This window comes from Methanosarcina horonobensis HB-1 = JCM 15518 (genome assembly GCF_000970285.1).
Taxonomy (GTDB): domain Archaea; phylum Halobacteriota; class Methanosarcinia; order Methanosarcinales; family Methanosarcinaceae; genus Methanosarcina; species Methanosarcina horonobensis.
The window spans coordinates 3,401,441-3,427,621 of the sequence record NZ_CP009516.1; the positions used below are offsets into that span (position 1 = coordinate 3,401,441).

The 26,181-nt window shown below is 41.0% G+C and carries 25 protein-coding genes; 13 read left to right on the top strand and 12 right to left on the bottom strand.

The annotated features are described in order from the left end of the window. Nucleotides 1-75 precede the first annotated feature (75 nt). Nucleotides 76-711: a tRNA (pseudouridine(54)-N(1))-methyltransferase TrmY gene (gene trmY / locus MSHOH_RS14925; protein WP_048143527.1), complete on the bottom strand. Its 636-nt coding sequence runs from the start codon at nucleotides 709-711 to the stop codon at nucleotides 76-78. Between the two features lie 199 nt (nucleotides 712-910). Between trmY and MSHOH_RS14930 the strand changes: the two genes are divergently transcribed. From MSHOH_RS14930 to MSHOH_RS14955, 7 genes are all read left to right on the top strand, one after another. Beyond that, a complete protein-coding gene (locus MSHOH_RS14930; RefSeq protein WP_048140804.1) occupies nucleotides 911-1,567 on the top strand; it encodes a metallophosphoesterase in 657 nt (218 codons plus the stop codon). Between the two features lie 247 nt (nucleotides 1,568-1,814). Continuing rightward, complete coding sequence (locus MSHOH_RS14935; protein ID WP_082089372.1) at nucleotides 1,815-3,050, top strand: MgtC/SapB family protein; 1,236 nt, start codon at nucleotides 1,815-1,817, stop codon at nucleotides 3,048-3,050. 478 nt (nucleotides 3,051-3,528) lie between these two features. Then, nucleotides 3,529-4,071 (top strand): cupredoxin domain-containing protein, encoded by a 543-nt coding sequence (locus MSHOH_RS14940; protein WP_048140808.1) that lies wholly within the window; start codon nucleotides 3,529-3,531, stop codon nucleotides 4,069-4,071. Nucleotides 4,072-4,319: 248 nt separating this feature from the next. Continuing rightward, nucleotides 4,320-4,484, top strand: coding sequence for a cupredoxin domain-containing protein (locus tag MSHOH_RS23955; RefSeq protein ID WP_158024198.1), 165 nt, complete (start codon nucleotides 4,320-4,322; stop codon nucleotides 4,482-4,484). 24 nt (nucleotides 4,485-4,508) lie between these two features. Continuing rightward, on the top strand, nucleotides 4,509-5,675 hold the full coding sequence (locus MSHOH_RS14945) for a tRNA (guanine(10)-N(2))-dimethyltransferase (protein ID WP_048140811.1): 1,167 nt from the start codon (nucleotides 4,509-4,511) through the stop codon (nucleotides 5,673-5,675). Between the two features lie 123 nt (nucleotides 5,676-5,798). Next, nucleotides 5,799-6,464 (top strand): helix-turn-helix domain-containing protein, encoded by a 666-nt coding sequence (locus MSHOH_RS14950; RefSeq protein ID WP_048140813.1) that lies wholly within the window; start codon nucleotides 5,799-5,801, stop codon nucleotides 6,462-6,464. Between the two features lie 45 nt (nucleotides 6,465-6,509). Further along, the gene (locus tag MSHOH_RS14955; RefSeq protein WP_048140815.1) at nucleotides 6,510-7,205 is read left to right on the top strand and encodes a DUF2110 family protein; all 696 of its coding nucleotides are present in this window, start codon (nucleotides 6,510-6,512) and stop codon (nucleotides 7,203-7,205) included. Between the two features lie 168 nt (nucleotides 7,206-7,373). Here MSHOH_RS14955 and MSHOH_RS14960 read toward each other — a convergent pair whose 3' ends face one another. Then, nucleotides 7,374-8,114 (bottom strand): V4R domain-containing protein, encoded by a 741-nt coding sequence (locus MSHOH_RS14960; protein WP_048140817.1) that lies wholly within the window; start codon nucleotides 8,112-8,114, stop codon nucleotides 7,374-7,376. A 363-nt stretch (nucleotides 8,115-8,477) separates the two neighbouring features. On the opposite strand from MSHOH_RS14960, the gene MSHOH_RS14965 reads away from it, so the two are divergent. The 3 genes from MSHOH_RS14965 (at nucleotide 8,478) to MSHOH_RS23960 (ending at nucleotide 9,795) form a co-directional block, all read left to right on the top strand. Further along, complete coding sequence (locus MSHOH_RS14965; protein WP_048140819.1) at nucleotides 8,478-9,236, top strand: PspA/IM30 family protein; 759 nt, start codon at nucleotides 8,478-8,480, stop codon at nucleotides 9,234-9,236. A 2-nt stretch (nucleotides 9,237-9,238) separates the two neighbouring features. Further along, nucleotides 9,239-9,517 (top strand): PspA-associated protein PspAA, encoded by a 279-nt coding sequence (gene pspAA / locus MSHOH_RS14970; RefSeq protein WP_048140821.1) that lies wholly within the window; start codon nucleotides 9,239-9,241, stop codon nucleotides 9,515-9,517. A 137-nt stretch (nucleotides 9,518-9,654) separates the two neighbouring features. Further along, entirely contained in the window at nucleotides 9,655-9,795 is a 141-nt protein-coding gene (locus tag MSHOH_RS23960) for a hypothetical protein (protein WP_158024199.1), read from the top strand. On the opposite strand, the gene MSHOH_RS14975 is transcribed toward MSHOH_RS23960, so the two are convergent. The 3 genes from MSHOH_RS14975 to MSHOH_RS24385 form a co-directional block, all read right to left on the bottom strand. Beyond that, nucleotides 9,785-10,249, bottom strand: a complete 465-nt coding sequence (locus MSHOH_RS14975) for a universal stress protein (protein ID WP_204245334.1) — start codon at nucleotides 10,247-10,249, stop codon at nucleotides 9,785-9,787. The genes MSHOH_RS23960 and MSHOH_RS14975 overlap by 11 nt on opposite strands. 332 nt (nucleotides 10,250-10,581) lie before the next feature. Continuing rightward, nucleotides 10,582-12,450 (bottom strand): histidine kinase dimerization/phosphoacceptor domain -containing protein, encoded by a 1,869-nt coding sequence (locus tag MSHOH_RS22275; protein ID WP_052730880.1) that lies wholly within the window; start codon nucleotides 12,448-12,450, stop codon nucleotides 10,582-10,584. Between the two features lie 6 nt (nucleotides 12,451-12,456). Continuing rightward, nucleotides 12,457-12,675: a hypothetical protein gene (locus MSHOH_RS24385; protein ID WP_048140823.1), complete on the bottom strand. Its 219-nt coding sequence runs from the start codon at nucleotides 12,673-12,675 to the stop codon at nucleotides 12,457-12,459. Nucleotides 12,676-12,829: 154 nt separating this feature from the next. Here MSHOH_RS24385 and MSHOH_RS14990 point away from each other — a divergent pair, with 154 nt between their 5' ends. Then, nucleotides 12,830-13,144 carry a hypothetical protein gene (locus MSHOH_RS14990; protein ID WP_239450998.1) on the top strand — a complete coding sequence of 105 codons (315 nt, stop codon included), beginning with the start codon at nucleotides 12,830-12,832 and terminating at the stop codon, nucleotides 13,142-13,144. Between the two features lie 230 nt (nucleotides 13,145-13,374). Here the strand turns inward: MSHOH_RS14990 and MSHOH_RS23965 are convergent, their stop codons facing one another. Then, the gene (locus MSHOH_RS23965) at nucleotides 13,375-13,530 is read right to left on the bottom strand and encodes a hypothetical protein (RefSeq protein ID WP_158024200.1); all 156 of its coding nucleotides are present in this window, start codon (nucleotides 13,528-13,530) and stop codon (nucleotides 13,375-13,377) included. Nucleotides 13,531-13,711: 181 nt separating this feature from the next. Between MSHOH_RS23965 and MSHOH_RS14995 the strand changes: the two genes are divergently transcribed. After that, nucleotides 13,712-14,239 carry an NTPase gene (locus MSHOH_RS14995; protein ID WP_048140825.1) on the top strand — a complete coding sequence of 176 codons (528 nt, stop codon included), beginning with the start codon at nucleotides 13,712-13,714 and terminating at the stop codon, nucleotides 14,237-14,239. 49 nt (nucleotides 14,240-14,288) lie between these two features. Here MSHOH_RS14995 and MSHOH_RS23970 read toward each other — a convergent pair whose 3' ends face one another. The 4 genes from MSHOH_RS23970 to MSHOH_RS15015 all read right to left on the bottom strand — a co-directional run bounded on the left by MSHOH_RS23970 (nucleotide 14,289) and on the right by MSHOH_RS15015 (nucleotide 19,284). Continuing rightward, the gene (locus MSHOH_RS23970) at nucleotides 14,289-14,438 is read right to left on the bottom strand and encodes a hypothetical protein (RefSeq protein ID WP_158024201.1); all 150 of its coding nucleotides are present in this window, start codon (nucleotides 14,436-14,438) and stop codon (nucleotides 14,289-14,291) included. 540 nt (nucleotides 14,439-14,978) lie between these two features. Then, complete coding sequence (locus MSHOH_RS15000) at nucleotides 14,979-15,743, bottom strand: GTPase (protein WP_048140827.1); 765 nt, start codon at nucleotides 15,741-15,743, stop codon at nucleotides 14,979-14,981. 236 nt (nucleotides 15,744-15,979) lie between these two features. Beyond that, nucleotides 15,980-18,280, bottom strand: a complete 2,301-nt coding sequence (locus tag MSHOH_RS15005) for a PAS domain S-box protein (protein WP_048140829.1) — start codon at nucleotides 18,278-18,280, stop codon at nucleotides 15,980-15,982. A gap of 824 nt (nucleotides 18,281-19,104) precedes the next feature. Further along, complete coding sequence (locus tag MSHOH_RS15015) at nucleotides 19,105-19,284, bottom strand: hypothetical protein (RefSeq protein WP_048140832.1); 180 nt, start codon at nucleotides 19,282-19,284, stop codon at nucleotides 19,105-19,107. Nucleotides 19,285-19,761: 477 nt separating this feature from the next. Between MSHOH_RS15015 and thiI the strand changes: the two genes are divergently transcribed. Further along, the gene (gene thiI / locus MSHOH_RS15025) at nucleotides 19,762-21,000 is read left to right on the top strand and encodes a tRNA uracil 4-sulfurtransferase ThiI (RefSeq protein WP_048143530.1); all 1,239 of its coding nucleotides are present in this window, start codon (nucleotides 19,762-19,764) and stop codon (nucleotides 20,998-21,000) included. A gap of 907 nt (nucleotides 21,001-21,907) precedes the next feature. On the opposite strand, the gene MSHOH_RS15030 is transcribed toward thiI, so the two are convergent. Beyond that, complete coding sequence (locus MSHOH_RS15030; RefSeq protein WP_048140835.1) at nucleotides 21,908-22,321, bottom strand: response regulator; 414 nt, start codon at nucleotides 22,319-22,321, stop codon at nucleotides 21,908-21,910. Next, nucleotides 22,318-25,743, bottom strand: a complete 3,426-nt coding sequence (locus tag MSHOH_RS15035; RefSeq protein ID WP_082089373.1) for a PAS domain-containing sensor histidine kinase — start codon at nucleotides 25,741-25,743, stop codon at nucleotides 22,318-22,320. Before MSHOH_RS15035 ends, MSHOH_RS15030 begins: the two co-directional genes overlap by 4 nt. Nucleotides 25,744-26,181: the final 438 nt, after the last annotated feature.

Consider the following 26,181-nt stretch of genomic DNA (forward strand, 5'->3'; position numbering starts at 1 on the left):
TCTCTAAGCTTTATTCGGGATACAGGGAAATAGGATATAACTTTTTGGATAAAAGTCAGACGCAAAAATTGTATCTCAGTCTTCTGACCCGGAACCGGATCCTCCCGGAATTTCTCCTCTTTCGGCTTCAGCCCTGTCAAGTTCGTTATGAATAAGAGTTATGCAGTGGTTGGAGTGAAGGGAAATGGGCCCAACGGAAATAATCCGTGCTCCTGCTTCAAGAAGCTGATTTTCCTCTTCTTCCGTAACACCTGTATGGTCTCCCAGAATAAAAACCGGATCCCTGATTTCCCTGGCAATTTCTCTGATATCCTTCCCGTCTTCCCTAAGGTAGAGCAAAGTCCTGCCTTCAAAAGAAGCCAGAAGAGAATTAAAATCACCGGTGCGTATCCAGACGCCGGGCGTGGACCTGATATCATGTTCGGTTGCATTCTTCTGAAGGGCTTTTTGAATAAGAGAACCGCTACTTCTTTCGTCCGGGTTAAGGTATCTCAGATGGAGCCCTTCAAACCTGATTATTTTTCCGGGCTCGGGCTCTCCCAGAAGGAGCAGGTGCACATTTACATCCCTGCGCATTCCGAAAGAGAGAAAAAGGGCAGAACTTACGCAGCGGCATAGTATATCCATTCTTCCTGCAGACCCTGGAAGGTCGTTTAAAGAGAAGTCGCCGCTTGTTTTTGCTTTATGCCCTATGATTACGATATCACGCATGGGGCAATATATTACGTAAGGGATATAAAACATATGTGCATGTTCACAGAAGAACACACGACATAAGATGTAAAAGAGATTACATATAATATTCAAACCAGAATTAGTATCATAATTTAGAACTGGAACTCTAATTAACAACTATGAAATTAAAAGATAAAAATAAGGATAAAAAACTCATAACAAGGACAAGATACGGATGAAGATACTCGCTATTTCCGACCCTCACGGGAATTACTCGAAGATTAAAAAGATTATAGAAAAAGCCGGTGACTTTGACATGGCTGTGGTAGTCGGAGACATAACCAACTTCGGACCCGATGAAAAAGTAAATGAGCTGGCTGAAATGTTTGATAAGCCAATACTTGCAATTCCCGGGAACTGTGACCAGAGAAGCATCCTGAAAGCCCTTGAGAATTCAAAAGCCATAAACCTGCATGGAAAAACCGAACAGGTTGGAAACATACGTTTTATAGGGCTTGGAGGCTCAAACCCTACGCCTTTCAATACTCCTTTTGAGCTTTCCGAAGAAGAAATCGAAAATGCTCTTGAAGGCATGGTCTGTTCAGCAGAGAACTCAGAGGAGTGCGGGACAATAGTGCTTCTTACGCACGCTCCTCCCCACGGAGCCAGGGACGAACTGCCCTTCGGGCACGTAGGGAGCAAAGCCATCCAGAAATTCCTGGATAGAGTAGATCTTATCGTCTGCGGGCACATCCATGAAGCAAAAGGCATGGAAAAGGTGGGAAAAACAATTGTTGTGAACCCGGGAGAAGCCTGCAAGGGTTCCTGTGCTTTTATAACCATTGAAGAGACAGAAAACAAGCCAATTGAGGTTGAGTTTGTGGAAGTGTAAACTTCTACTATAGAATTATATTTTTTGTTTTACATTATTTCATATTATTCTATAACTATATCTCCACCTGTATTGTAGAATCCACTTCAATGAGACTATTTTACTGGAGTACAGAATTACAGATCGAAAATTTTGCTAACAGATAGAAAATTTTACTAGAATGCATAATTAAAGATAGAAAAAATTTAGAGGGTAAGATACGGACGTTGTTAACGAGTTCGGTTTCGATCCGGTTTTAGTAGACTTCCTGACAAAACTTGCCACCGCCTTTCTGATAGGAATCATGGTAGGTGTGGAGAGAGAGCACAGGGGCCTTGAGCACGAAATCTTTGCAGGTGTGAGGACTTACAGCATAACCTGCATAACAGGCATGCTTGTTGCTCTTACAAGCGAATCGGCAGGTCCAGGTTTCGTTTACGTAGCCGCGCTTTTCTTTGCAGCTATCTGTTCCATAATCACCTATTCCAAGATATTTCTTTTCAAGCGAATAGGGGTTACAAGTCCTATCACTCTATTTTTTATTTTCGTGGTGGGAGTCCTTGTTGGCTATGATTACGGCCTGTATGCGATTGTTTCATCAATAGTAGTAGAATTCCTCCTGATTCAGAAGCAGCTTCTCCACCAGTTTGCAGGAAACCTGACAAAAGAAGAGCTGTATAATGCAATTCAGTTTCTTGCAGTAGCTTTTATTCTTTATCCGGTAATGCCGGATAAGCAGTTTTTCGGGCTTATAAATCTGAGATCGGCAATCCTTATTGTGGTCATTGTTTCACTGATCAGTTTCTTAAGTTACGTGCTTCTGAGGAAATTCGGGACAGAACGCGGTCTCTGTTACTCAGGCTTTCTGGGAGGCTTCGTAAACAGTGAAGCCACAACAGGAGCGCTTGCCGGGCTTTCAAAGAGAGCAGAAAACATAGCCGAACCCATCCTTATGGGAATCTTGCTTTGTAATATTTCCATGCTCATCAGGAACCTTATGTTAGCTCTGATAGTTGATCCTACAGGCCAGACAACCCTGCTTATGCTTCCACCCCAGCTTGTAATTATCCTTGTATCTGCCATCATGATTCTCAAGCGCAATAAGAAAGTATGCCCGGCAGGCGGGGGAGAACTTAAAATCGAATCTCCTTTTTCACTCGGGCAGGCATTTAAATTCGGTATAGCATTTACCCTGATCCTTATTATGGGTAACTTTGCCTATAACACCGTGGGAACTGTCGGAATTTATGTTACTGCGCTGGGAGCTCTTGTCAGCAGCTCTGGAGTGATAGTTTCCGTAACCCTTCTTGCCGTGAATGATGGGACCATATCTTATGCAACTGCGGCAAACACAGCGGTGCTTGCAAGCCTTGTAAGTACTGTAAATAAAATTCTGCTCTCAAAGATCTCGGGTTCTGCCAGCCTTTTCTCCCTCGCATTGAACACTTTCGGTATAATTGCATCTATTGGGATTGCTGTTTTGCTTTTATGGAATATCCTGTGAGAGAAAAATGAGAGCATGCTTCAGGTTAGGAAAATCCATAAAAGTTGAATTACATGTTTACGGACCGGCTGTTTTTCCCTTTGTAAAATAAAGAATTTTAACGACCGGTTTTATTATCTTTAAATATGTTTACAAAGGTCTAAAATATCTTTATACGCGAGCAAAGTGCTTAAACCTCATTAAGAATTTTGCTCTGGATAACAGATAAATAGAAGAAGAATATGAAAAAGAAATGTACAAAGATATATAACATATTTTAAACATATAAGAAAAGCTAACAGCTTAAAAAAGAAAAAGTCTATTAAAGCAAGAACTTAAGATTAAATGACATTAACTATTAAATAAACAAGAACGGTCAATTAATGCTCGAAAAATTTAGATCCATTAAAGTTAAAAAATCAAAATAAAACTATTGAAACCCAGAATTATTTCTGAGGATTTCCTAAATCCATAACCAAAAGAGATCGTGGGGAATAAAATGAAAACAAAACTCATTGTTCTGCTTCTGGTTTTAAGCATAGTTTTGTTCTCGGGATGCACTGGAAACGAACAACCGTCCCCTGAAGAAAATGCGACACCTGAAGAAACAGTAACCCCGGAAGACATAGCGACTCCGGAAGAAACGGAAACACCAGTAGAGACCGAAACTTCGGAAGAAGTTGAGACTCCGGTATTAAATGAGACAGAGGACGGAAACGTAACTCAGGAAAATGTGACGGAAGAAGGACCAGCAATTAATACCTCCAGTATAAGGAAAACTCCCTATACTATAAGACTGGATAACTACAGGGCATATCCTTCAAGTCTTGATATCAAAGAAGGAGAAACAGTTGCCTGGATAAATTATCAAGACAGCCCGAGAAGAGTCTTTACCCTTGTTAGCGAACAGGAACTCTTTGAGAACACGAATCTTGTGTACAGGCGTTCCTTTGCCTACACTTTCAATGAATCAGGAGCTTACAACTTCACCATTGTCGGGCAGCCCAGGATGAACGTCAATATAACTGTGATCGAACCCTGAATAAGTTCTCTGAAAAAATTGAAGGACTTTTGAAATAAACTATTTTCCAAATATTTTTGAATAAAATACCTCAAAGCATATACACATTTGTCTGGAAAGGCAGCAAGACTTTCCAGTAAACTTACTTTTTTATATTCCAATACAAATAAACTATTTTTAAAAAATAAGATTTATTATAAGAAAGTATTATTATATTATAGAATTATATTGAATTATGAACAAAAATAAATATATTCAAGGGGGAGGCAATGGCAAAAAAAGCTCATCCTGCATCTCAAACAGAAACCGCTGGGGAAATACTGATTCAGGGCGTAGCTGGCGGAGTTGAAGAAGAGCAAACTGGAAAGACAGGAAACTACAATTTCAGCGTGAACGGGTACCCGAACATACGGATGACCATCACTGTAAAATAATATCCCAAAGTATAGCAACTTTAGATGATCTGTAGAACTATAGTGGAAGGGACAACAAAGGTTCTGGTTCCGGTCCCGCCTCCGGATGCAAATTTCCCTCCCTCGGCAGCGCCGGTGTTCTATAACCCGGAAATGGAGCTAAACCGTGATATAAACGTTGCAGCAACTGCGGCATTTGTGGAGAGGCTTCTTTCGAAAAAAGAAATACATAGAGAGGAGATCCGCTACGTGGATGCTTTTTCGGCATCAGGAATCCGCGGGCTCAGAATTGCGGGGGAAGTAGGAATTCACGCGACCATGAACGATTGGAGCCCTGAAGCATTTGAACTTATAAAGGAAAATATAAAAATTAACGGGCTTGAAGAAAAAGCCCAGGCTACGCGCAAGAACGCAAATGTTCTGCTTCATGAGCAGAGATTCCATATCGTTGATGTAGATCCCTTCGGGACTCCTTCACCTTACCTTGATGCAGCTGCAACGTCTGCACATAGTATGCTTTCGGTTACTGCAACAGACACTGCTCCCCTCTGTGGAGCCCATCTTAACTCCGGAATCAGAAAGTACGCAGCCGTACCCCTGAACACCGAATATCATAGCGAGATGGGGTTAAGGGTTCTGCTCGGAGCCTGTGCAAGGGAGCTTGCAAAACACGAAAAAGGCATGTTACCCCTGCTTTCCCATGTTACGCGTCATTATGTCCGTACTTACCTGGAAGTCCTCCCCGGAACCAGACATGCAGACAGGACTCTAAAGTACATGGGGTTCAATATACACTGCCCCAGGTGCGGGTTCAGGGGACCTGTTTACGGGCTTGCTGTCCATATTGAACGGGAATGTCCTGCCTGCGGGGGACTGACAAAAATTGCAGGTCCTTTATGGCTTGGGCCATATAAAGAGCCGGAGTTCTGCAATGAGGTGATTTCAGAGCTTGAAGCACACCCTCTGAATACAAAAGATAAAGTCAGAAAAATAATTACATTCTGCAGAGACGAACTCGACATTCCCATGTTCTATGACCAGCACGTAATCTGTAAAGAATTGGGAGCTTCTGCAACAGGTATTGAGAGTTTTATAGAGGCACTTAGAGCCAGTGGGTTTGAAGCTTCAAGGACTCATTTCAGTGGAACCTCTTTCAAAACAGATGCTCCTATAAGTGAAATAAAGAACATAATTCTGGCACTTTCAGAATGAAGAGAATACTCCTTTGAAAACTAGAGATAAAAACTGTTCAAATATTATATAAACTATTAATGAATAATAAACGCCTGAGCTCAGATCCGGAAATAGTCCGCTAAAAAAACTCTGTGTGATATTATGTCTGACGAAGATGCAGAAAAATTGTTTTTGCAGGAAAAACCCACGCGTGCACTGCTATTCATAGGTTTGACGGGAAAAACTTATGCTTCAGTTATTTCAAAGGAGATAGACTCGACATTTGCGCATACTACGAGAATCCTTTCGAAAATGGAACAGTCTGGACTTATAAGATTCACATTCGAGGGCCGGATAAAATTTGTTGAACTTACCGAGTATGGAAAGGAAGTGGAAACGGCCCTTAAAGAGTTCCGGAATGTGATCGCAGAAGAATTTTCCAGAGAAGAAAACCTGACAGCAGGAGAAAAGGAAACAGTAGAAAAAGGTGAAGAAGGAAAAGGAAAGGAAGAAAAAGAGTCCGAAGAACGGGTAGAAATAGAAAGCGAAAAAACAAAAGAGCTTGATCCTCTAAGTGCTGAAATTCTTGAAAAGACCATGAATCTGAGGAACAAAATCGAGAGCATTTACAGGGAAGCGGTTGAGAAAGGGCAGAGTAAGGAAATGGTTTCAAGAAAACTCGGCCCTAACAGTCGGGACGTCAAAAAACTGCAAAATCAGATTGAAAAGGCAGAAACTCCTGTTGATGGAACAGTAATTTTAGCCCTCGAAGAAACAGAAAGACTCCTCGAATCTTACCTGAAGAGCTCAAAGCCGGAAAGTACGTAATTCACAGCAGTACCAGGCAAAGAATAACAGATTGGCAGGAAGAAAATGAGAAAAGTTGTAACTCTCCAGCATATTTATGGAAAAAACCGGGAAAGGATGGCTGAACTCCTGAAAAGCTTGGTTGAGAATGAATTGAAGGACCTTGAGGTAAAGGTTGAGGTTTCTATTACCCCGGAAAACTGGGCAGAATTTTCCCTTGAAGGGGAAGATGAAGAGGTGTCAGCAAACCTCCTGGTATCCAGATACGGAACTCCTGCAGAAAAAGCCGAACCCGGAAGGATATATATAGGTTTCCTTCAGGCTTTTCCAGAAGAAGCTTTTGTGATCAATATCGGGATCCCTGTGCAGGTTGAAGCTGAAGAACTCAGAGCCTTGGGCAGCGGAAAGCCGAAACAGCTCGCGTCAAGGTTTGGCCTGATCCCTCACCTGCCTGTTGAGATTGAGGTACTGGAAGTAAACAAAAAAATAAAAGCCCGCTTCACCAAAAAACAGCTTGACCTCTGGTGGAGCTGGAAAAAAGCAAGTACCGACAGAGTTATTATTAATGCTGCTACTCGCTCGGAAATAAAAAATGCGATAAAAAAAACAGGGCATGGCAGGGACATTTACGAAATAGAGCGCCTTGGCCTGCTTGAACATGCAGTCGTATGTAGGGAAACAACAGACGGGCCGGGAATTGTGGCAGCAATAGGACCTCGTCTTAAATCAGAGATGGGAGTCGTAATAGGGGATTCACGTTAACCTTCACTAACATGCGTATCAACAGCACCTGCCTGAAAAAACAGACCTGAGCCCGAAAAGTAAATTGTCCGGAGATGTTTCAGGGAGCAATTTACATAAGAGAATTACTTCTTAAGTAAAGTTCTCGACAAAAATATCGATGTTAGACTGTAAATATAAAAAATTAGTTCAGACTGTTATCTCAAAGAGACAGTGGTTGTGTCCGGTCCCGTAACACTCAACTTCCAGGACTCCACACTCTTTTTCTAGTTTTTCTTTGATGATTCCTTCAATAATACCTTCTCTGAGGGCACAGAAGGGTTTTCCTGTTACAGGCATGGATCCTGCCTTGAAGTCGTCTTCGACCCGAAGAGCAGGAGAGTTTCCTGTGATTACCGAGACACGGCAGTCTCCGTGAAACTCCAGAAAGCGTGCAATCTCGTTAAACAGGGCTTCAGGAGTACTGGACTCAAAGCTAGCAGAGAGATGCTTCCCAATGTCGATTCCAATCATCTTGACAACGGGGGCATTATCAATTCCGTATGCCTCAAAACCAAACCGAAGAACATGAAAAAGAGTTTCCATAAAGCGGAACCTGTCGTTTCCGTTTGCAGCAACTATTTTCAGCAGACTCCTGTAATGCCCTATAAATGGCTCCTGAGAACAGCCCATGTAACAGGAAGTCAGAGAGTATATCTTTTTACGCCGGTCTTCAGGATCTGAGTTTTCTTCAACCAGCTCGCAGGATCTGAGGTTATTAAGGTGGACGGAAATAGTGGATTTAGCTTTTGCCGTATATTTTACGATTTCATCAAATGACTTTGGCTTTTCCCTGAGCAGATTCAGGATCTGGAGTTTAACAGGACTGTCAACGGCTATGAGCCCTTTTTCGGTATAAAAGAATTCAGTCTTATTCTCAGGTTTTGCCATGATATCTTTAGATAAGTTGCGTTTTGAATATATAAAACGTTCGCGAGACTACGAATAATCCCGTATTAAATATAATAATAGAGACATAAAATTATAGAGAAAGAAGGCAAAAATAGAATAAAACAGATGAAAACAAAAACAAAATAAAACAAAGTACAGATAAACTAAAAATATAACTCCAACCAAAAGATATAGGAATAAAAGATTGCTTCGAGAAAGAGTGATGGAAATGTATTCAGAAAACCTTACTCCAGAAAAGTAAGGAAATTAAATCCAAGAAAATTAAATCCAAGAAAATTAAATCCAAGGAAATAAAATCCAGCCCATTTAGAAATAATTTTTGAAAATTAAAGGGGAAAACACATGGGATTGATCTCAAGAATGGAAACGGTGTTCAAGGCCAAAATGAACAAAGTACTTAACAGAATGGAAGACCCGAGAGAAACGCTCGATTACTCTTATGAAAAACAGCTGGAACTGCTGCAGAATGTAAAAAGAGGCGTTGCAGAGGTAACAACTTCTAAAAAGCGGCTCCAGCTCCAGAGGGCAAAACTGATCCAGAGCAATGAGAAGCTTGAGAAACAGGCAAGGGACGCAGTCGCAGCTAACCGTGAAGACCTCGCAAGGCTTGCCCTTGAGAGAAAGGCTGCCCTCCAGCAGCAGGTCGACGGGATTGACAGGGAAATTGTCGAGCTCGAAAAACAGGAAGAAAAGCTCATAGCCTCGGAAAAGCGCCTTTCTACAAAGGTAGAGATCTTCCGGACAAAGAAGGAATCCATTAAAGCCCAGTACTCTGCGGCTGAAGCTCAGGTGAAGATAAATGAATCAGTCACCGGAATCAGTGAAGAAATGGCAGATGTCGGCCTTGCTCTTGAAAGGGCTGAAAACAAAACCGAAGAAATGAAAGCACGTGCTGAAGCAATTGATGAACTGATGGAAGCCGGGACACTTGAGGACCTTACAGGCGGCAGGGACGACATTGAACGTGAACTGGCAAAAATCAGCACCCAGAGCAGTGTTGAATCAGAACTTGCAAGACTTAAAGCCGAAGCAGGGAAGGAACCTGGAAAGGCAAAAACCCCTGAAGAAGGTAAAGGTCCGGAAGAAGAAAAGGAGGTCTGAGAATGATTATCAGGATTATGGGGGAAGGTCAATACCGGGCGTCTGAGGCACTCTGCGATGAATTAAACCAGATAGATAACAGAATTGTAGCCCTTGTTGCGGAAGGGAAAACAGAGGAATATCGGGCAGAGCTTACAAAGCTGATTTCCGAAATAAAGGAAAGAGGAGAAGCAGTTGAAGCCGAAGAAATTCTAGAGTCCGATATTATCGTGCCTCCTGAAGACCTGAGCCTTGAAGAAGCAAAAGATGTGTTTAGTGGATCAGGAATATTTGAAGATTAAGGACTTAACTTTCTGTAAAAGCAGGCCAGAAGCCACTATATCTGGAAGAGCCTCTATCTGAAAGAGTTTCTACATCTGGTTTTGACTGGAGTTATCTTTAACCGAGGAGGCTCTGTCCTGCCCCTTGAGGAAAATAATTGATTGAATCCAATGAGCGGCAGCCAGATCGACCGACTACCGATCCTGGAAAAAATGTAAAAATTAACTGTCAGGCTGTCAGGGTTCTTTCAGAACTTATGTCAGGCTTTCAGCCTTTCAAGTTCACGATCACCGTATAATCATCACAGGGACCTTTGAGTGCCTGAGCACATTCTCTGCCACGCTGCCGATAAGGAACCTTTTGACTCCTGTCAGCCCCTGTGTGCCCATAACTATCAGACCAATATTGTTTTCCTCAGCATATTCAAGAATTTTTTCAGCCGGGCTGCCTTTCAGATACACGGGTTCCACATTAATCCCGGCTTCTTTCCCAAGGTTCTGTACATAGGCAGTTGCAGCTCCTCCTTTGTTAGCAAGATACTCTTCAAATGCCTCTGTCCAGCCCATAACAGTCCGTGCAGTGCCTGCATGCTCGGTGGAAATGACATACAGGGCATAAACTTCAGCTCCTGTTACTTTTGCAATATCCATTCCGTAAGAAGCTGCTTTTTCGGCATTTTCAGAACCATCTGTTGCAATCAGGATTTTTTTAAAACGGTTTTCATTAATATTATCCACTCCTTTATATCCCATATTAAAATATACAGGTATTACTATTAAAATTTCATCCTGAAAGGAAAATAAGTCTTCAAACGAAAATAATCCAGAGATAAGAGCTAAAAATAAAAAGGCGAATATGATAGAGAATATTTATCAGGTCCAAAAAGTACATTTTTTGTCAACGGATCTAGTAATGTTGCGATTACATCGAAATTCCCAGAAATTCTTCGATTTCCTGTCTTCCAAGCGAAATTATGGAAGCGAAAATCGGGTGATGCAACTCAAGAGGTGGAAAGTCGGGCGTATTGGAATTTAAGATTTTTATCCAGCCATTATTTTACTCAAAACATTATGTCTTTCCAGCTTCATACATGTTTATTTTTCAGGTTATCCTCTCGAATAATATCCCTGAACTTAATCCTGAACTCTGTGCCGTTTTTTCTTTCCAGCTCAAGATCACCGTCGATCTGACCCACAAGTGCATTTACAAGCTGTAAGCCAAGAGATTCCGGGTTTTTGATGTCCAGCTCTTCAGGAACACCTTTTCCGTTATCTGCAAAAATGAGAGTAAGCTGTTCATACATACCCTGATCTTCATCTGGAACTCTCTGGAGAGTTGTTTTGCCCACCATTTCTTTTTCATCTCTCACTTCACTGGCTTTTTCCCTGAGAAGTTCGATGTTAATTTCTCCTCCTCTGCCCTGGGGAAAAGCATATTTAACGGAGTTGGTAAAAAGCTCATTGATTATAATACCCAGAGAAACCGCCGTATCAACTCCAAGAAAAACTTTGTCTATGTTAAGGTGTACCTGGATAGCCGAGTTATCAGTACCGTAGGACCTGCGGAGGTCAGATATTAAATTGCGGATATAAGAAGAGAAATCGAGAACGTCAAGATTTCCTGATTTATAAAGTTCTTCGTGTATGAGGGACATTGACACAATGCGGTTTTCACTTTCCCTGAAAGCCTCTATAACCTGCTTATCGCTGAACTTCTCAGCCTGCAGGTCCAGAAGGGATGAGATAATTTGCAGGTTATTCTTGATTCTGTGGTTGATCTCTTTATTCCGGAGCTGCTCAGCTCTCTCGAGAGCTTCTTCTGCAAGCTTCCTGTCGGTAATGTCAATCACAACTCCCTGGAAATAAATGGCTCTGCACTCTGCATCTCTCTGGATGAAAGTTCTCTCATCAACCCAGCGAAGTTCTCCTCCTTTTGTGAAGATACGGTACTCCATTTTGAAGCTCTCACACTTGTCCTCAACGCAGCGAGCAAGCTCTTCAGTAACATCTTTTATATCCTCCTTGTGGACGAGATCTCCATAAAGGATTCTTCCTGAAGTGAAGTCTTCAACTTCAGACCCGAACTGGGAAATATTTTCAGATACAAAATCAGCAGGCCATTTAGCTTTATTTCGCCATAAAAAGACTATTGCAGGGCTGTTACTGATTATTGTCCAGAGCACTTTTTGCACTTCAAGGGCTATTTTCAATGCCTCTTCACTTTCCCTGAAAACACAGATTCCTGGCATCATTCTGGTAAGCTCTCCGGATACTCCCAGGACCCCTCCGTTTTTTCTTTTATAAATATCTGTAAGCTCCTTTGGAATTACTTTTTCCAGCTCATGCATGGAACCGGTAGCTTTTTTATTTAAAAAACCTGCAGGCTTTCTGGTAGAAAGTCCAATGTGACTTTGAATTTCCCGGGTTACATCTTTAAAATAAGCGGGATCCGGGACGTTCTCGAGAAGGGACTCTAAAAAGAGTATCCTGTCCTGAATTTTTGTGCCAACGTTCGTACATTCCTGGACTTTAAGGACCAGAGACAGGATATACCTTAAAAAACGTACTTCTTCAGGGGCAAACTCATCCTTCCCTGTTCTGTAAAGCATTACAACCATACTGATTTTCCCCTGGCGTCTTATAAAAACACTGATCCCGCCAGCAAATTCCTCCAGTTTATCAGGTTGTCCGACACATCCGATTTCCTGAACAGAAAGTTGATTTTCCTGAAGACCAATACAGCCGTGATAGAGCCTGAAAATTCTGCAGAATTCGGCTTTGAGAGCAGAAGCTACTACCTCTGCAGTTCGATCCATCAGGGTTTGAGGATATGCTTCTTTCTGGCTTTCCTCCGGAAACAATGTTTTCTTTCTTGCTGTCATTGAGGTAAGATCCATCCCGTGATGTGTAAATATCCGTTTCTGCCTGTCCGTGAGTATTCTTTTGCGTTCCATTTTACCTCAATGTTTAAAGCTTCTTTCTCCCGGGTTGTTTTTCGGAAGAAGGCAGGAATTTTCAGGAGAAGCGTTTATCCAGTTTTTATTCCCCAGATGTAAAGCAGAGGAACCGATAATTCGGTTTTTCACCAGGTACAGTTCTTTTTTTCCAGCCCTCACTATCGGATAAGAGCCTGTTTCAGGAAAAAACATATTAGATACCGGAGTTTTTTTCCCCTGCATAAAGCCTGATTTTAGATAGTATAATCAAACAGTTTTTATGGACTATCTCACATCTTTATCTCACAAATTGAATTAGAAATAAAACCCTCAAGAGATAAATTTCTGGTAAATAAACAGAAACTCCAGGTGAAAACAGAAACTCAGGTGATGAAAATTGTCAAAAAAACAGATATTCCTCATATTACTTATTGCGTCCACTCTTATGGCTTCAGGCTGTACAGGCGAGGACGGAACAAAATTATCAATTTCAGGCAATGATACCGAAATAAATATCAGCCTCTTCGATCAGACTGAAGACAACTGGTGCCCTGTCGGTTCCCAGGTTCAGGTAAAAAACCCCACTACAGGAAGAGCTCTGAATATGACAGTAACAGGCACTAAAGAGTTCGAAAACGAAACCTTTTGTAAAGCCGTAATAGAAACCGGAAGCGAAGAAAATACCAGCAAATTTGAGTACATGTGGTCATAGGACAAAAATACCACGGTCTGGACAAAATACGATGAGGAAGGAAAAATATCATTGAGATATGTACACAGAAAGTGAACTCATCTATCCTGCGTTTCAATCACATGGATTAAGAATATCCGGCAAGGGAAAAACGAGCTTTCTGACAACCAGAGCATCCAGACCGGCAGTATACCCCACCCTTTGTGAGGGGGTAACCAGGGTAACTTGAGTTCAGGTGAAGTTCAAGAGCTTTAATCCAGCTTTTCTCCCTCTACATAACATCCAAAATAGGTGTTTTGCTCCACTTTTTTAAGGACACTGTTGATGCTCTCCAGTGTAGCTTCTATTTTTTCCATTCTCTTTTCGATCTCCTGCAGTCTGGTAAGAATCTCCTTATCAGTATTCACAATTTCATCTCCTTATCTCCTTATATGTATACGAGAGTTAGCGTAATGAAGTTTTGAGGTCTATTTCTTTATACTCTGCAATGTTCTTATAATCAACGTAAAACTTCACTGTTGCTGAATTAAATAAAATCAAGGCTTATTTATTGGGGGGAAAGGAAAAAGAGGCGGAAGGAAAAAGATTATGCTGAGAATTGCAGTAACCGGCAGTCCCGGTGTCGGGAAATCAACAGTCGTGGCAAAAGTTGCCAAAAAACTTGCCGGCCAGCCAGGCTTCAAAATAGGGGGCATCCAGACCGCTGAGATACGTGAAGAAGGGCAGAGGGAAGGTTTTTCGATTCTTGATCTTGCTACAGGAAAGACAGGAACTCTCAGCCACATTAAAGGCAGCGGACCCAGACTTGGAAAATATCATGTAAATCCTGAAACCCTTGAAAGGATAGGAGCAGGCGCCCTCAGAAATGCCCTTTCCTGCGATTTTATAGTAATAGATGAGATCGGGCCTATGGAACTTATATCCGGGTCTTTTGTTGCTGCGGTAGAGGAAGTTCTGGAATCAGATAAGCCTGTCCTGGCTGTACTTCACCATTCAAGCAGGCATCCGCTTGCCCGGAAGGTTAGAAAAGAGTTTGAAGTTTTGACGGTTAATGTAAAGAATCGGGACGAACTGCCGGAAAAGATCTATAATTGCTTTGCCAGCCAGCCCCTGTAAACTTGTCGCGGATACCCACGTGCCTGCACGGTCCTATCAGGCGAATTTTTTATCTCTGAGACAGGATAGCTAACACGATTACAATAGTTATAATTATCAGCTTTGAAGTCACCAGTATCAGTTTGTTTTTCAGCACTCTTTCCTTTTCATCAGACAGCTCGCCGTTTTTTCCCTTTTTTTCTTTCAAACCTTCTTCCATTTGCTTTTCCGCTCCTTTCTTATTTGATCCTGGTATTAAAGATTGAATAGTTTTTCCTTTTAAGTTTACTCAAATGGTCCATGAGAAATCAGTAAATATTATCTGAGATACCTCAAAACGGCATACTATTTTTCTCTCCCTGTGCCGCGCGGGTCTGGAGTCCCACTGCCGGCCAGATAAAAAAGTCAACCGGCACACCAGCACCGCAATTAAGAGAAATAAATAAAAGAAATATCTTCTAGCTTTAGACAATAATTTTTCCCCGATAGCTGATTTCCAATTAAGGTGAATCTAATAATCCCCACAAATCTATCTGAAGGCTTTTTAAAAAGAGGCGTGGATGAAAGAAATAGAAGAAAAAAAGATGTGAAAAGTAGTAAAGGGTAAAAAATAGGCTAGAAAGAACATTTTCAGGTGAATATTCAATTCTGTTTTAATCGCATCCCTACAGAATTTTCATGTTATTTACTTCAGGTTCTTGTTTTTGGTCTTCTTTTTTCTTTTTCTTTTTTTGTGGTTTTCAAACCAGCTATCTTTTTATTAAATAAGAAGAAGCCCATTTTGCCAGTCATTGATCATTCTGGTAGCTGTCCTCATCTCATCGACCTCGCCTTTCTTCTGCAGGAAATTGCACTGTTTGCCTATCTGTTCCAGGACGGAGTAAGAGTTCCGGGTTTCGATAGTAACGCTGTAAAAGGACTCAAGGGCAGCTTTATTTTCGGCAAGCAGTTTTTCTATTATCTTAAGGGCAACCCCAATTGGGTCCTGCAGATGAGTTGCATCCTTTATTCCAAGCAAGCCCTGCACATATTCATCGTTTTCATCGAACGGAATTACTCCGGGTGTGTCCATAAACATAATACGAGAACCTGCATCCACGTGCTGAACTCCTTTTGTATGACCGGATATGGGAGAGGTGCTCGCCCTGTGCCTGCCTGTAACACCATTTATAACTGAGGACTTGCCCACGTTGGGATAACCGAGTGTGCCGACAAGGATATCACGTCCTTTTATGCAGGCGGATGCAAGGATCTGGTGCCTTAACATGGTTGTCCCTGACCTGTCCTTGCTGGATACGAAAACCGTAGGGGCAATTCTGGAGAGGCGAGCTTTGGTTTTATCAAGTTTCTCTTTTGAAACAAGATCACACTTATTGATGACGATTATAAACGGTTTATTTAAACGAATAATCTCTTTTTCAACCTCACTATTTCGGGTTTCATCCGGAAACCTGGCGTCTATAACTTCAAGAAGGACATCAGCTTTTTTTATGACATCCCTCACCAGAACTTTGTAGCTTGTCATCGACTGTGCTATGAGGGAATAAGGATATAAGGATATCTTCAGTTAAGGACTAAACTATGAAACTTCTGCTTTCATTGCATGTGAACTGAAGAGCTGAAAAACACAAGAAATACTCGGAAAAAGCAGAAAAACATATCGAAAATATACGGAAAATAAAAAGGAACCCTTAGCCAGTAACTGATACCTGCAAACTCAGGCAACCGTTTTTCAGCCGATAATTTTCATCTCAACGGGTTTCAGCTGTTGCTTTTCTGGCAACCCGACATCTCAAGAATGGGTTCAACTGCTTTCTGTCGATTTACCGGCAGTTCAAATCTAAAAGATGAACCTTCTCCTGCTCTACTTTTTACAGATATATTGCCGCCATGCATTTCAACGTACTTTTTTACCAGAGTCAGCCCCAGTCCAGTACCTTCAAAAGTTCGGCTCAGAGAAGACTCAAGCTGGATAAAAGGCTTAAAAATTCTATCAAGGTCATCCTCAGGGATTCCTATTCCCGTGTCTTTGACCGTAATAATTACAAGGTCGCCGCTCTGTTTTAAGAATATATCAATTGAACCGTCTGCAGGAGTAAACTTCACAGCATTGCTCAATAAGTTAGTCATAATCTGCCTGAACTTACCTTCATCAGCAGAGATCCACAATGTTCTATTTTCTGAATTGTAGTTTAATTTAATGTTCTTCTGATGAATCTGCGGAAGAATCATTGAGATAACTTTTTTGATAGACTCATCAACAGAAAAATCTTCTATATTGAGCTCACCCTCACCTGCTTCTGCTTTTGATAACTCCAGTATGTCATTGATAATATTGAGGAGATTTTTTCCACTTGAAGAAATAAACTGAGCATACCTCTTTTGCTTCTCATTCAGTGGACCTGCAATTCCTTCTTTTAGCATGTCAGAAAAACCGATAATAGAGTTTAAGGGAGTCTTCAATTCGTGACTCATGTTAGTTAAGAATTCGGTTTTTGTACGGTTTGCCACTTCAGCAGCTGTTTTTGCATTTATTAAAGCTTCTTCTGCTTTCTTTCTAACAGTTATATCCCTTATAACTACAATATTTGCAGGCTGGCCTCTATAGATAATTTTTGTACCAAGCCCTTCAATCCAGAAGTGTTCACCCGTTGAAGAGACTGCTTTGTAAACACTGAGGTAACCCCCCTGATCATTGAGGACATTTATCTGGTCTTTAATTGCAACAGGTACTGATTCGGGAGCGAGGTATTTTGCAATGCTCACACCTGTTATCTTTTCGAGCTGTAGATTAAACATTCTTCCAATAGCAGCGTTTGCCGCTACTACTTCTCCTTCAAAGTTAAGTATAACTATACCGTCAAGAGTATTGTTGACAAGAGCACGGAAGTTCTCTTCGCTTGATTTCAGGTCTCTTTCCGCTTTTTTACGTTCTGTAATGTCCCTGACATAAACTATGAGCCTATCTTCATCACCCAGTTTGAATGCTCGGGTTGCGATTTCAGCTGTAAAGAACGTACCATCCTTTCTTTTGTTTACACTCTCGATAATTTTATTCTCAGGAACTGTTTTACGGGTTATTATCTCTGGAATGTCTCGCATAAAGTCTTCCCGAAGAATATTATTCACATTCAGCTCCAGCATTTCTTCTTTACCATACCCGAAGATTCGGCAGGCTGCCTCATTACAGTCAACAATTTTCCCACTACTTGCCCCTATAATTATTCCGTCGATTGAGAGTTCTACAACTTGTTTGAATTTTTCTTCCGATTCAGCAAGTTCCCTTTCGGTCTTCTTGCTGGCAGTAACATCATAGACATTCGTAAAAAAAAGTTTCTTGTCTCTGGTATTAACTGTATTAATATATACCTCTACATGCCTTATTTCTCCACTGGCAAGTTTATGACAGGAATAGAAATGACCTTTTTTTTCGGAAAAAACCCATTGGCTAATTTCTCTATTTCTTTCCTGAGAGAATATGTTAATGTCTGAGATTTTTTTTGCAGTTATTTCCTCGTATGTATATCCATAGTAAGCGCATGCAGGATCATTTGCATCGACAATGTGATAATTGAACGGGTCTACGAGAAAGGTGACAGCCGGGCTATTGTTAAAAAGTTGTTTATACCTGTTCTCGCTTTCCTGCAGAGCTTCGTAATTCTTTTTTATTCTGATCAAAGACTTTATTCTTGTTTTAAGCTCAAATCTATCTATTGGCTTATGGATAAAGTCATCAGCTCCGCATTGAGTTGCTTTCACTTTATTAGGTTTCTCAAAAAATCCGGAAATTATGATTATAGGTATGAACCTGTAGTCGGGATCGTTTTTAAGTATACTGCATATTTCATAACCATCACATTCAGGCAGCATCAAGTCTAATAAAATCAAATCCGGAAGTTCAGTTTTCACAAGTTCAATGGCTTCTTTCCCGGAATATGCAGGGATCGGAAGATATTCATCCTCAAGCTGCAGGCAAAGTAGTTCTACCTGATCCCTCTCATCATCAACTATTAGAACTTTTGGTTTATCTGAAACATACAATTCCATCATCTTGAGTGCCATTTTTCATGATTTTTGCGACTGCACTTCAAATTACAGATAATATCTGTATAGTTCCCAACTTATATAATATATTTGCTCAATTTTGATTAAAAATTTACTAATGTTTACAGTTCATTTCAGAGAATATTTTTATTTAATTTTGATTACTACATTATATAATTCTGCGAATGTGCCTTCAGATTGGTATTTTATTATCGCGTTCTCTGCATTTTAAAATCAATTTATATAACCATTTCCAACAAACAATTTTTTAAAACTAAGATAGTTTTAGCAAAAAATAGTATAGTGTAAAAATTTTATATGCACCTCCCAATTTTATTATTCAACTTATTCTCAAGGATAGATTGGGTTCAACTTCTGCTATATACCCGTAATTCAGTATACAAAGCAGTTTCTTTTTTAAGCAAGTAATTATAACCATTATGCATACATAAAAAACTATGAAAAGAAAAAAATACATAAAAAGTGGTTAGAAACTGAAATAAAGAGAACAAAACAAAATAAAAGTTGCAATAAAAAAAGTGGGTTGCCTGAATGTTGCCAGAAACGGCCGTTCCCTCTTTTTCCTCCGATTTCCTTCCAGATCCGCCTCTTGATATGGTAGGTAGCCGGATTGCTTTCCTGAAACTGCTGTTTCCTTGTTTGTTTCCGACACCCGCAAACCAGTTCTCAAATTACAAGAGGGTGGTGCGAATGTTGGCCAGAAGCCTTGCGAGCTCCCTTGTTTGTTTCGACACCGGTGCTGGGCGGCAAGAATGTTAGCCAGAAACCCCTGCCGGGCTTCCTTGTTGGTTTCTGACACCCATGCCTTTTCTCTCGGGGGCTCAGACTTCGAGGTCTGCCCCAAGGATTCTCGACTCGACAGATCCTTTTTCCGGGCTCGGCTTTCCGATAGCGGTTCCGAGCAAAACGATCCAGCCAACAGGAAATAGTATCAGCAGAAGGCTATAAGCGGCAATTGCTGCTACTATCGATTTTCCTGCAAGCTTTTTCAGAGTATCCATTGGTACTCCACCCCTGGCGTGGTTGTCTTTTATTGCTTGCGTCGTTTCGATAGGTGGGCAATTTTTACCCAGTCTTACCCAATGTCTTCGATATTGTGCGTAATACACAATAGCATACAATACTATACAGGTTCTGACTTATATAGATTTTCCAAAAATAATATTACAGTCTGTATATTTTTTATACTGATTAACAATGATAGATAAAAGGAGAGATTTTCATGTTTTCTAATATTCTTTCATATACATACCCTAAAATTACCATATTCTTCAAAACAATAATATATTTAAAGGTTTCGATAAGTCTCCCATAAGTCGCCGCAAAGTATCCTCTATCCTGAAAAAAATTCTTTTCCCTGAAAACTTTAAACACCATGCCACCCTAACCGATAAGTATACATGACAGGCAATTCTGATGAAACTGAACTAAAAAATGCATCTGATGTTTATAAAAAGACAAAAAGAGACAGCAAGAACATGCCAGATACTTTTACAGACAGCATGAATAAAAAAGACTCGGGACTTTCTCACCAGGGCTTCGAAAGCCAGGCAAATGTAGTTATAGTTCGCTATGGAGAGCTTGCTCTTAAAAGCGCGGGCATTCGAAACTGGTATGAGAAAATACTTATGAAAAATATCGCTTCAATGCTGGACTCAAGGGACATTCCATACTCCCTCATGCGAAGAGAATGGGGCAGGATATTTATTGAGACAAAAGATCCGCGTGCAGCAGACGCGGCAGCAGATGTTTTTGGAGTTGTTTCAACTTCTCCTGCGTTAATAACAGAACCGGATCTTGAGGGTGCGGCAGGGACCTGTGCCCTACTTGGAACAGATCTTATTAAGGAAGGAGAATCTTTTGCGATCCGAGCCAGAAGAAGTGGAAATCATTTATTCTCATCAGCTGATATAGGGAGAACATGCGGAGATGCTGTATGGAATGCACTTGAAAAAGAAGGAAAACATCCCAGAGTGAACCTTAGTTCTCCTGACAGGGAAATTTTTGTAGAGATGAGGCAGGATCTGGCTTACGTTTATTTGGAAACAATAAAAGGGGTGGGAGGGCTTCCCCTTGGCACCCAGGGAAATATGGTGGTGCTGATGTCAGGCGGACTGGACTCCCCTGTTGCCGCGTGGCTGATGATGAGGCGCGGCGTAATGATCACTCCTATTTACTGCAATAATTCTCCTTATGCAGAAGATGCGGCAAAGGAACGTGCTTTTGACTGTATCCGGCAGCTTCAAACCTGGGCTCCAGGGCATCAGTTCACGACTTATGAGATTCCCCACGGCCCAAACCTGAGATCCTTTATAGAAATGTGCCATAGAAAAAACACCTGTCTTCTCTGCAAACGCATGATGTACAGGGAAGCCTACGAGGTCATGAAAAAGGAAGGTGCAAGCGGAGTTATTACCGGCTCTTCACTTGGACAGGTAGCCTCCCAGACTGCTGCCAATATGCATGCCGAGATCTATCAGCTTGCTATCCCTATTTATCACCCCTTAATTGCCTTTGACAAAAACGAGATCGTGGATCTTGCCCGTAAAATAGGAACTTATGATATCTCTACAAGGTCAGCAGGAGGTTGTACTGCAGTCCCGGAGCGTCCAGAAGTCAAAGCAAACTATGACCTCATAGTTATTGAAGAGAAAAAACTTGATATTGAAACTCTGGTTAACAATGCTTTGAAAGCTGCAAAGGTCCTCAAGCTCTAAATAGACCTCTGACCTTTTGAATGAGAATTTGAGCTTTAAAAGTAGCTTTAATTCTCTAATATTATTATTTATGTCGGATTCAAATTTTATATATTTTTACAGTATACATTGCAAATTATAAAAAAATGAATCCTTTATATAAGATCCCTTACTTTTAATATTCTGGGCGTTATACTTCTTAATGGAATTCATAATCCAACCTCCAGTTCAATCCACAGGTTCAATCCACAGGTTCAATCCACAGGTTCAATCCACAATTACCAATTTGTAATGCAGTTAACGCCCATTTCTTTCTCAAACTGCAATCCGAAATACACTTATACATATTTTAAAGAACGATCGAAGACTTTCTCTAAAGCGAACTAATTTAAAAAATTATTTATTTCTTCTTCTGCTAATCTATTCTATGAATGGTTTTCCCCATCCAGATTCAAAAGCTTCTAGGGTACGAACAGTTTTATTTTTATTTACGATTACAAGTTTCCTGCTGATGACTGCCGGTTCTCTGTATATCGAAATATACCCGGAAAATCCGGGCAAAGGTGAATTTCTTATAAACACTGCAGGTCCTGTATTCTGGTTTTTCGGTGGCTTATGGTTACTGTTTAATGTAGTCACTATCTTAAATTCCAGACACTAAAATATATAGAATTTTTTAAACTGGTTGCTCCAGGCAAACTGTGATCTATGATATTGTTTAAGAAGAGGTTTGAGATGTATCCAGCAGGGTCAACTGTTTCCTTCCTGAACAGGCCTCCGCGAAATATTCTCATACTCGGGGAACGCTGAGCAATAAAACTCAGTTAAAATCTGAGTAATATATCTTTTTAAGAACACAAGTTAAATTTATGAGAAGGATATCAGCTCTAACTGAATACAGATTCTCTTTAAGGCTTATTGAGGAGTTTCATTCATCTTTACCTGAGCTTTCAGTCTCTTTTTTTTCAGCTCTGTGCTTATGGAGAGCCATTTCAATATTGCTGTGCAGGTCTTCTTCTTTGAAAGGCTTAGAAATATAACCTGCCGGTTCTGTCATTTTAGCCCTTTCAAGGGTTTCATCGTCAGTATAAGCGGTCAGATATAGTACAGGAATATTAAGGCGGGTTTTTATTTCACGGGCAGCTTCAATACCGTCCATGTCCCCTTTCAACATGATATCCATTAAAACAAGGTCTGCATTCGTCAGCTCTGCTTTTCTTATTGCTTCCTCTCCTGTGGACGCAGTACCCGGTACAGTGTAACCCAAATTTTTGAGTTTATTCCTGATATTTAGAGCGACGATGTTCTGGTCTTCAACAACCAGAATTTTTGCTTTTTTCATTGTATCTCCCCTTTGATACTGGATAAATTTTCAGATGACTGGTAGGGATCCTTAAACCAGATTTTGAACCTGGTTCCTGAATAACGTTCAAGTTCAATTGTACCCTCAAGCTGCTCGATAAGTATGTTTACGAGTTGCAGGCCCAGAGAGCTCGTGTTCCTGAAATCAACGTTTTCCGGAAAACCCAACCCATTGTCCGAAACTACCAGTGTGTACTGGATATTTTTGTCAACTGAACTCTTAGCACCAATATTATTAGTGCTATTACTTATATTTTTATTCCCGGAATTCTCTTCTGTCCTGCTGAGCTGGATGCGAATTTTTCCTCTTCTGCCTGAAGGAAACGCATGCTTCAGAGAATTGGATACAAGCTCATTAATAATTATCCCCAGAGGAACTGCAGTGTCCATTCCCAGAAAAACCTCTTCGATATCGAGCTGCATATCAACGTCCCCTTTTCTGACAATGTATGAGTGGAATAGATCCGCTGTCAGTTTCTGAAGGTAAGCCGAGAAATCCAGAGTCTCATTGTCTCTTGATCTGTACAGTTCTTCGTGGATTATTGCCATTGTGGCAACACGGTTCTGACTCTCACGAAAAGCTTCCAGAACTTCCTTATCATTAAATCTCTCGGCCTGAAGTTCAAGAAGGCTTGAAATAACCTGCAGGTTATTTTTTATCCTGTGATGTATCTCCTTTTTACGGATTTCTTCCACTTTTGCAAGAGATTCTTCAGCTTCTTTTTGTTTGCTGATATCATAGACCATCCCCTGCAATATTCTCTTTTTGCCTGCGGGATCGGAAACGTTCTGGAGAATCTCACGGATCCATCTTAATTCTCCATCCTTGTGCCTGATCCGGTATTCATGCTCTATGAAGAGTGAAGGATCATTTACCAATCTCTCCCTATTCTCAAAAAGCTTTTCCCTATCTACGGAAAGAACATTCTGGTACCAGCCAATTTTTCCGGTGATGAAATCCTCTCTTTTATATCCTGTAGTTTCTTCGATATTACCGTCTATGAGAAGCGGAGTAAAGTCAAGTCCCATCTGGAAAGCAATTCCTCTGAAATTCGTCATGAAGGACCTGTATCGCGCTTCACTTTCCTTCAGCTTTTCGGAGGCCAGTTTTATGCCCGTAATATTTTTCATTACGCCGAAAGCTTTTCGAATGCTCCCGTTTTTCTCCCTTAGATAAACACCGCTGTCTTCCAGATAGATATAGCTCCCATCTTTCTTTCTGAATCTGTATTCGGTACGGAATTTATTTTCTTTTTCCTGACACATCCTGAGTTCATTAAGTGCCCTTTCCCTATCTTCAGGGTGGATATGGTCCGCCAATGCGGCATTGTCGAATTTACTAAATTCCTCTATTGTATATCCTGTAACATCCTGGATAGCTCCTGCCCACTTGATATTTTTATCCCCATGATCGTGTTCGAATACTATCTGCCCTGTCTGTTCGGCAGCTATTCGGAACCTTTCTTCACTTTCCTGAAGTTTTTCCTGAGTATGTTTTTTCTCCGTAACATCTTTAATTACTCCGGCTGCTATATATGCGCAGCCTTTTTCATTTTTCAAGTAAATTCCTTCATCCTCAACATAGAAGTAACTTCCATCCTTTCTCCTGAACCTGTAGTTTTGGTGGAAATCTCCTCCATGCTGCAGGCAGTATTCGTGAGCATCTCTCACTCTCGGGAGGTCTTCCGGATGAATCAGGCTCATCCAGCCGTCAGTCCTGAATTTCTGGAATTCTTCACGACTATACCCTGTAATCTGAGGAATTGCACCTGCCCAATCAATTCTGTCGTCCCTGTAGTTATCGTAATACAGAAGCATTTTAGTTTTTTCTGCGATCAAACGATAGCGACTTTCACTTTTTTCCAGTTCATCGTGAGCAAGTTTCCTCTCGGTAATATCTTTTACTGCTCCGAGAACCCGGCATATATTTCCGCTCTCAGTTTTCAGAAAAATGCCGCCGTCTTCAACGCAAATATAGCTTCCATCCTTTCTTCTGAACCTGTATTCTTCAAGGTATTTCTCCCCATCTTTAATGCACCTGGTATGGGCTTTTACTATTTTTTCCAGGTCATCAGGATGAACATGCTGAGCCCAGACCTTAGGAGTAAAACCCTGAAACTCTTCAAAACTGTATCCTGTAAGTTCCTCTATTGCTCCGGTCCAGGAAATTCGGTTGTTTTCCATATCATAATCATAAACTAACTGCCCTGTCTGTTCTGCGATTATACGGAATCTTTCCTCACTTCGTTCAAGAACCTCTCTAGCAAGTTTTCTTTCCGTAGTGTCTTTTATTACCCCTACAATCCTGTAAACCCTGTTAAGATCGTCCTGAAGGTACACTCCGCGATCTTTTGCATAAAAGTAGATTCCATTTTTCTTTCTGAACCTGTACTCTTCAAGGTACTTCCCCCCGTTTTCCATACATTTTTCATGTGTTTTCCATGCCTTTTCGCGGTCTTCGGGATGGACGCCTTCTATCCAGTTATCCAGATCTACCTGCCTGAACTCTTCAGGGCTGTAACCTGTAAGTTCCTGTATTGCTCCTGCCCAGTAGATTTGCCCTGATTTTGGCTCACAATCGTAAACTAGCTGTCCTGTTTGCTCTGCAGCAAGCCTGTATTTCTCTTCAGTTTTCCGAAGAAATTTCTCAGCTTCTTTCCGCTGAGTAATGTCCAGCATTACACCCACAATCCCGGCAACTTTTCCAGAACCGTCTTCGTAAGTAGCTTTATGGAACAGGAAATCTCTAACCACGTCATCAGCGCAGATAACCGTGGTCTCATAGTAGTGGCTACCCCCATTTTCCAGAAGTTCCCTGTCGTGTTTATAATAAATCTCAGCCAGCTCTTTTGGGACTCTCTTCTGAAACTCCATGAATGAGTCCCCTATGACCATCTCTTTCGGAAGCCCCATTATTTGCCTGGCAAAACTCTCGTTACAGTTTACGTAAATCTCATTCAGATCCCTCTGGAACACAGGACTTGGAATGCTGTCAAGAAGTGTCTCAAGAAACTGAAGATTATTCCTGAGGGTTTTCTCAATATTTTCTCTCCCGGTCACTTCCTCTGTAAGTTTTTCATTTACTTCTATGTATTCAAGGGTCTTTAGTTCAGCCAGTTTTTCCAGTCTCTCATTCTGGAACCTGAGTTCCTCTTCAGCCCGCACCCTGCAACTGATATCAAATCCATAAATATCTACGCAGTCGTCTTCCGGGTCAGCGTAGAACATCAGAGAATACGTAACTTTCTCGATATTGATCTCAAGATGTTCAGGATCTTTCTGCGAGATGATTCTTTTGATATCGTTTCTTAGGGACTGAGGGAGCTCTTCTCCTTCTTTTATGCCCCAATGTTCAAGAAGAAAGCGGGCTGCTCTATTTGCATAAAGAACCTTTCCATTCATTTCTATCCTGAGAACAGGGTTAGGGTTCTCAGAAGGAGAATGCTTCAGTGTTTTTTCCTGCAGTCCTGTTGAGCTTTCCCGTTCTATTTCCCCAGCCTTTTCTTCTCTCTCGGGTAAGCTGTTACTTTTAATAAATACCAGTCCCCCTTTTACTCTTTGCCTGGTCTGTAGGTTTCAGAGCGAGAATCAATGTTTTCGCTTAAAAGCAGGGTTAAAAATAGCCTTTTGCGGATTTTCCCATTTTTCCGCTATTTATTCCCTTCAATCCCATACATCCGGGGCTTGATTTCAAAAAAATATAAGCTGGTCTATTATGGATCCCATTGTTTAAAAAGCATATGATGTGTCTCTGCATTTTGCAAAGTTCAGATTTGGATTGTTTGAGTTCAGTTTCTTCAAATATTCATTCAGAATGAAAAATTTAACTAACTTTTTATA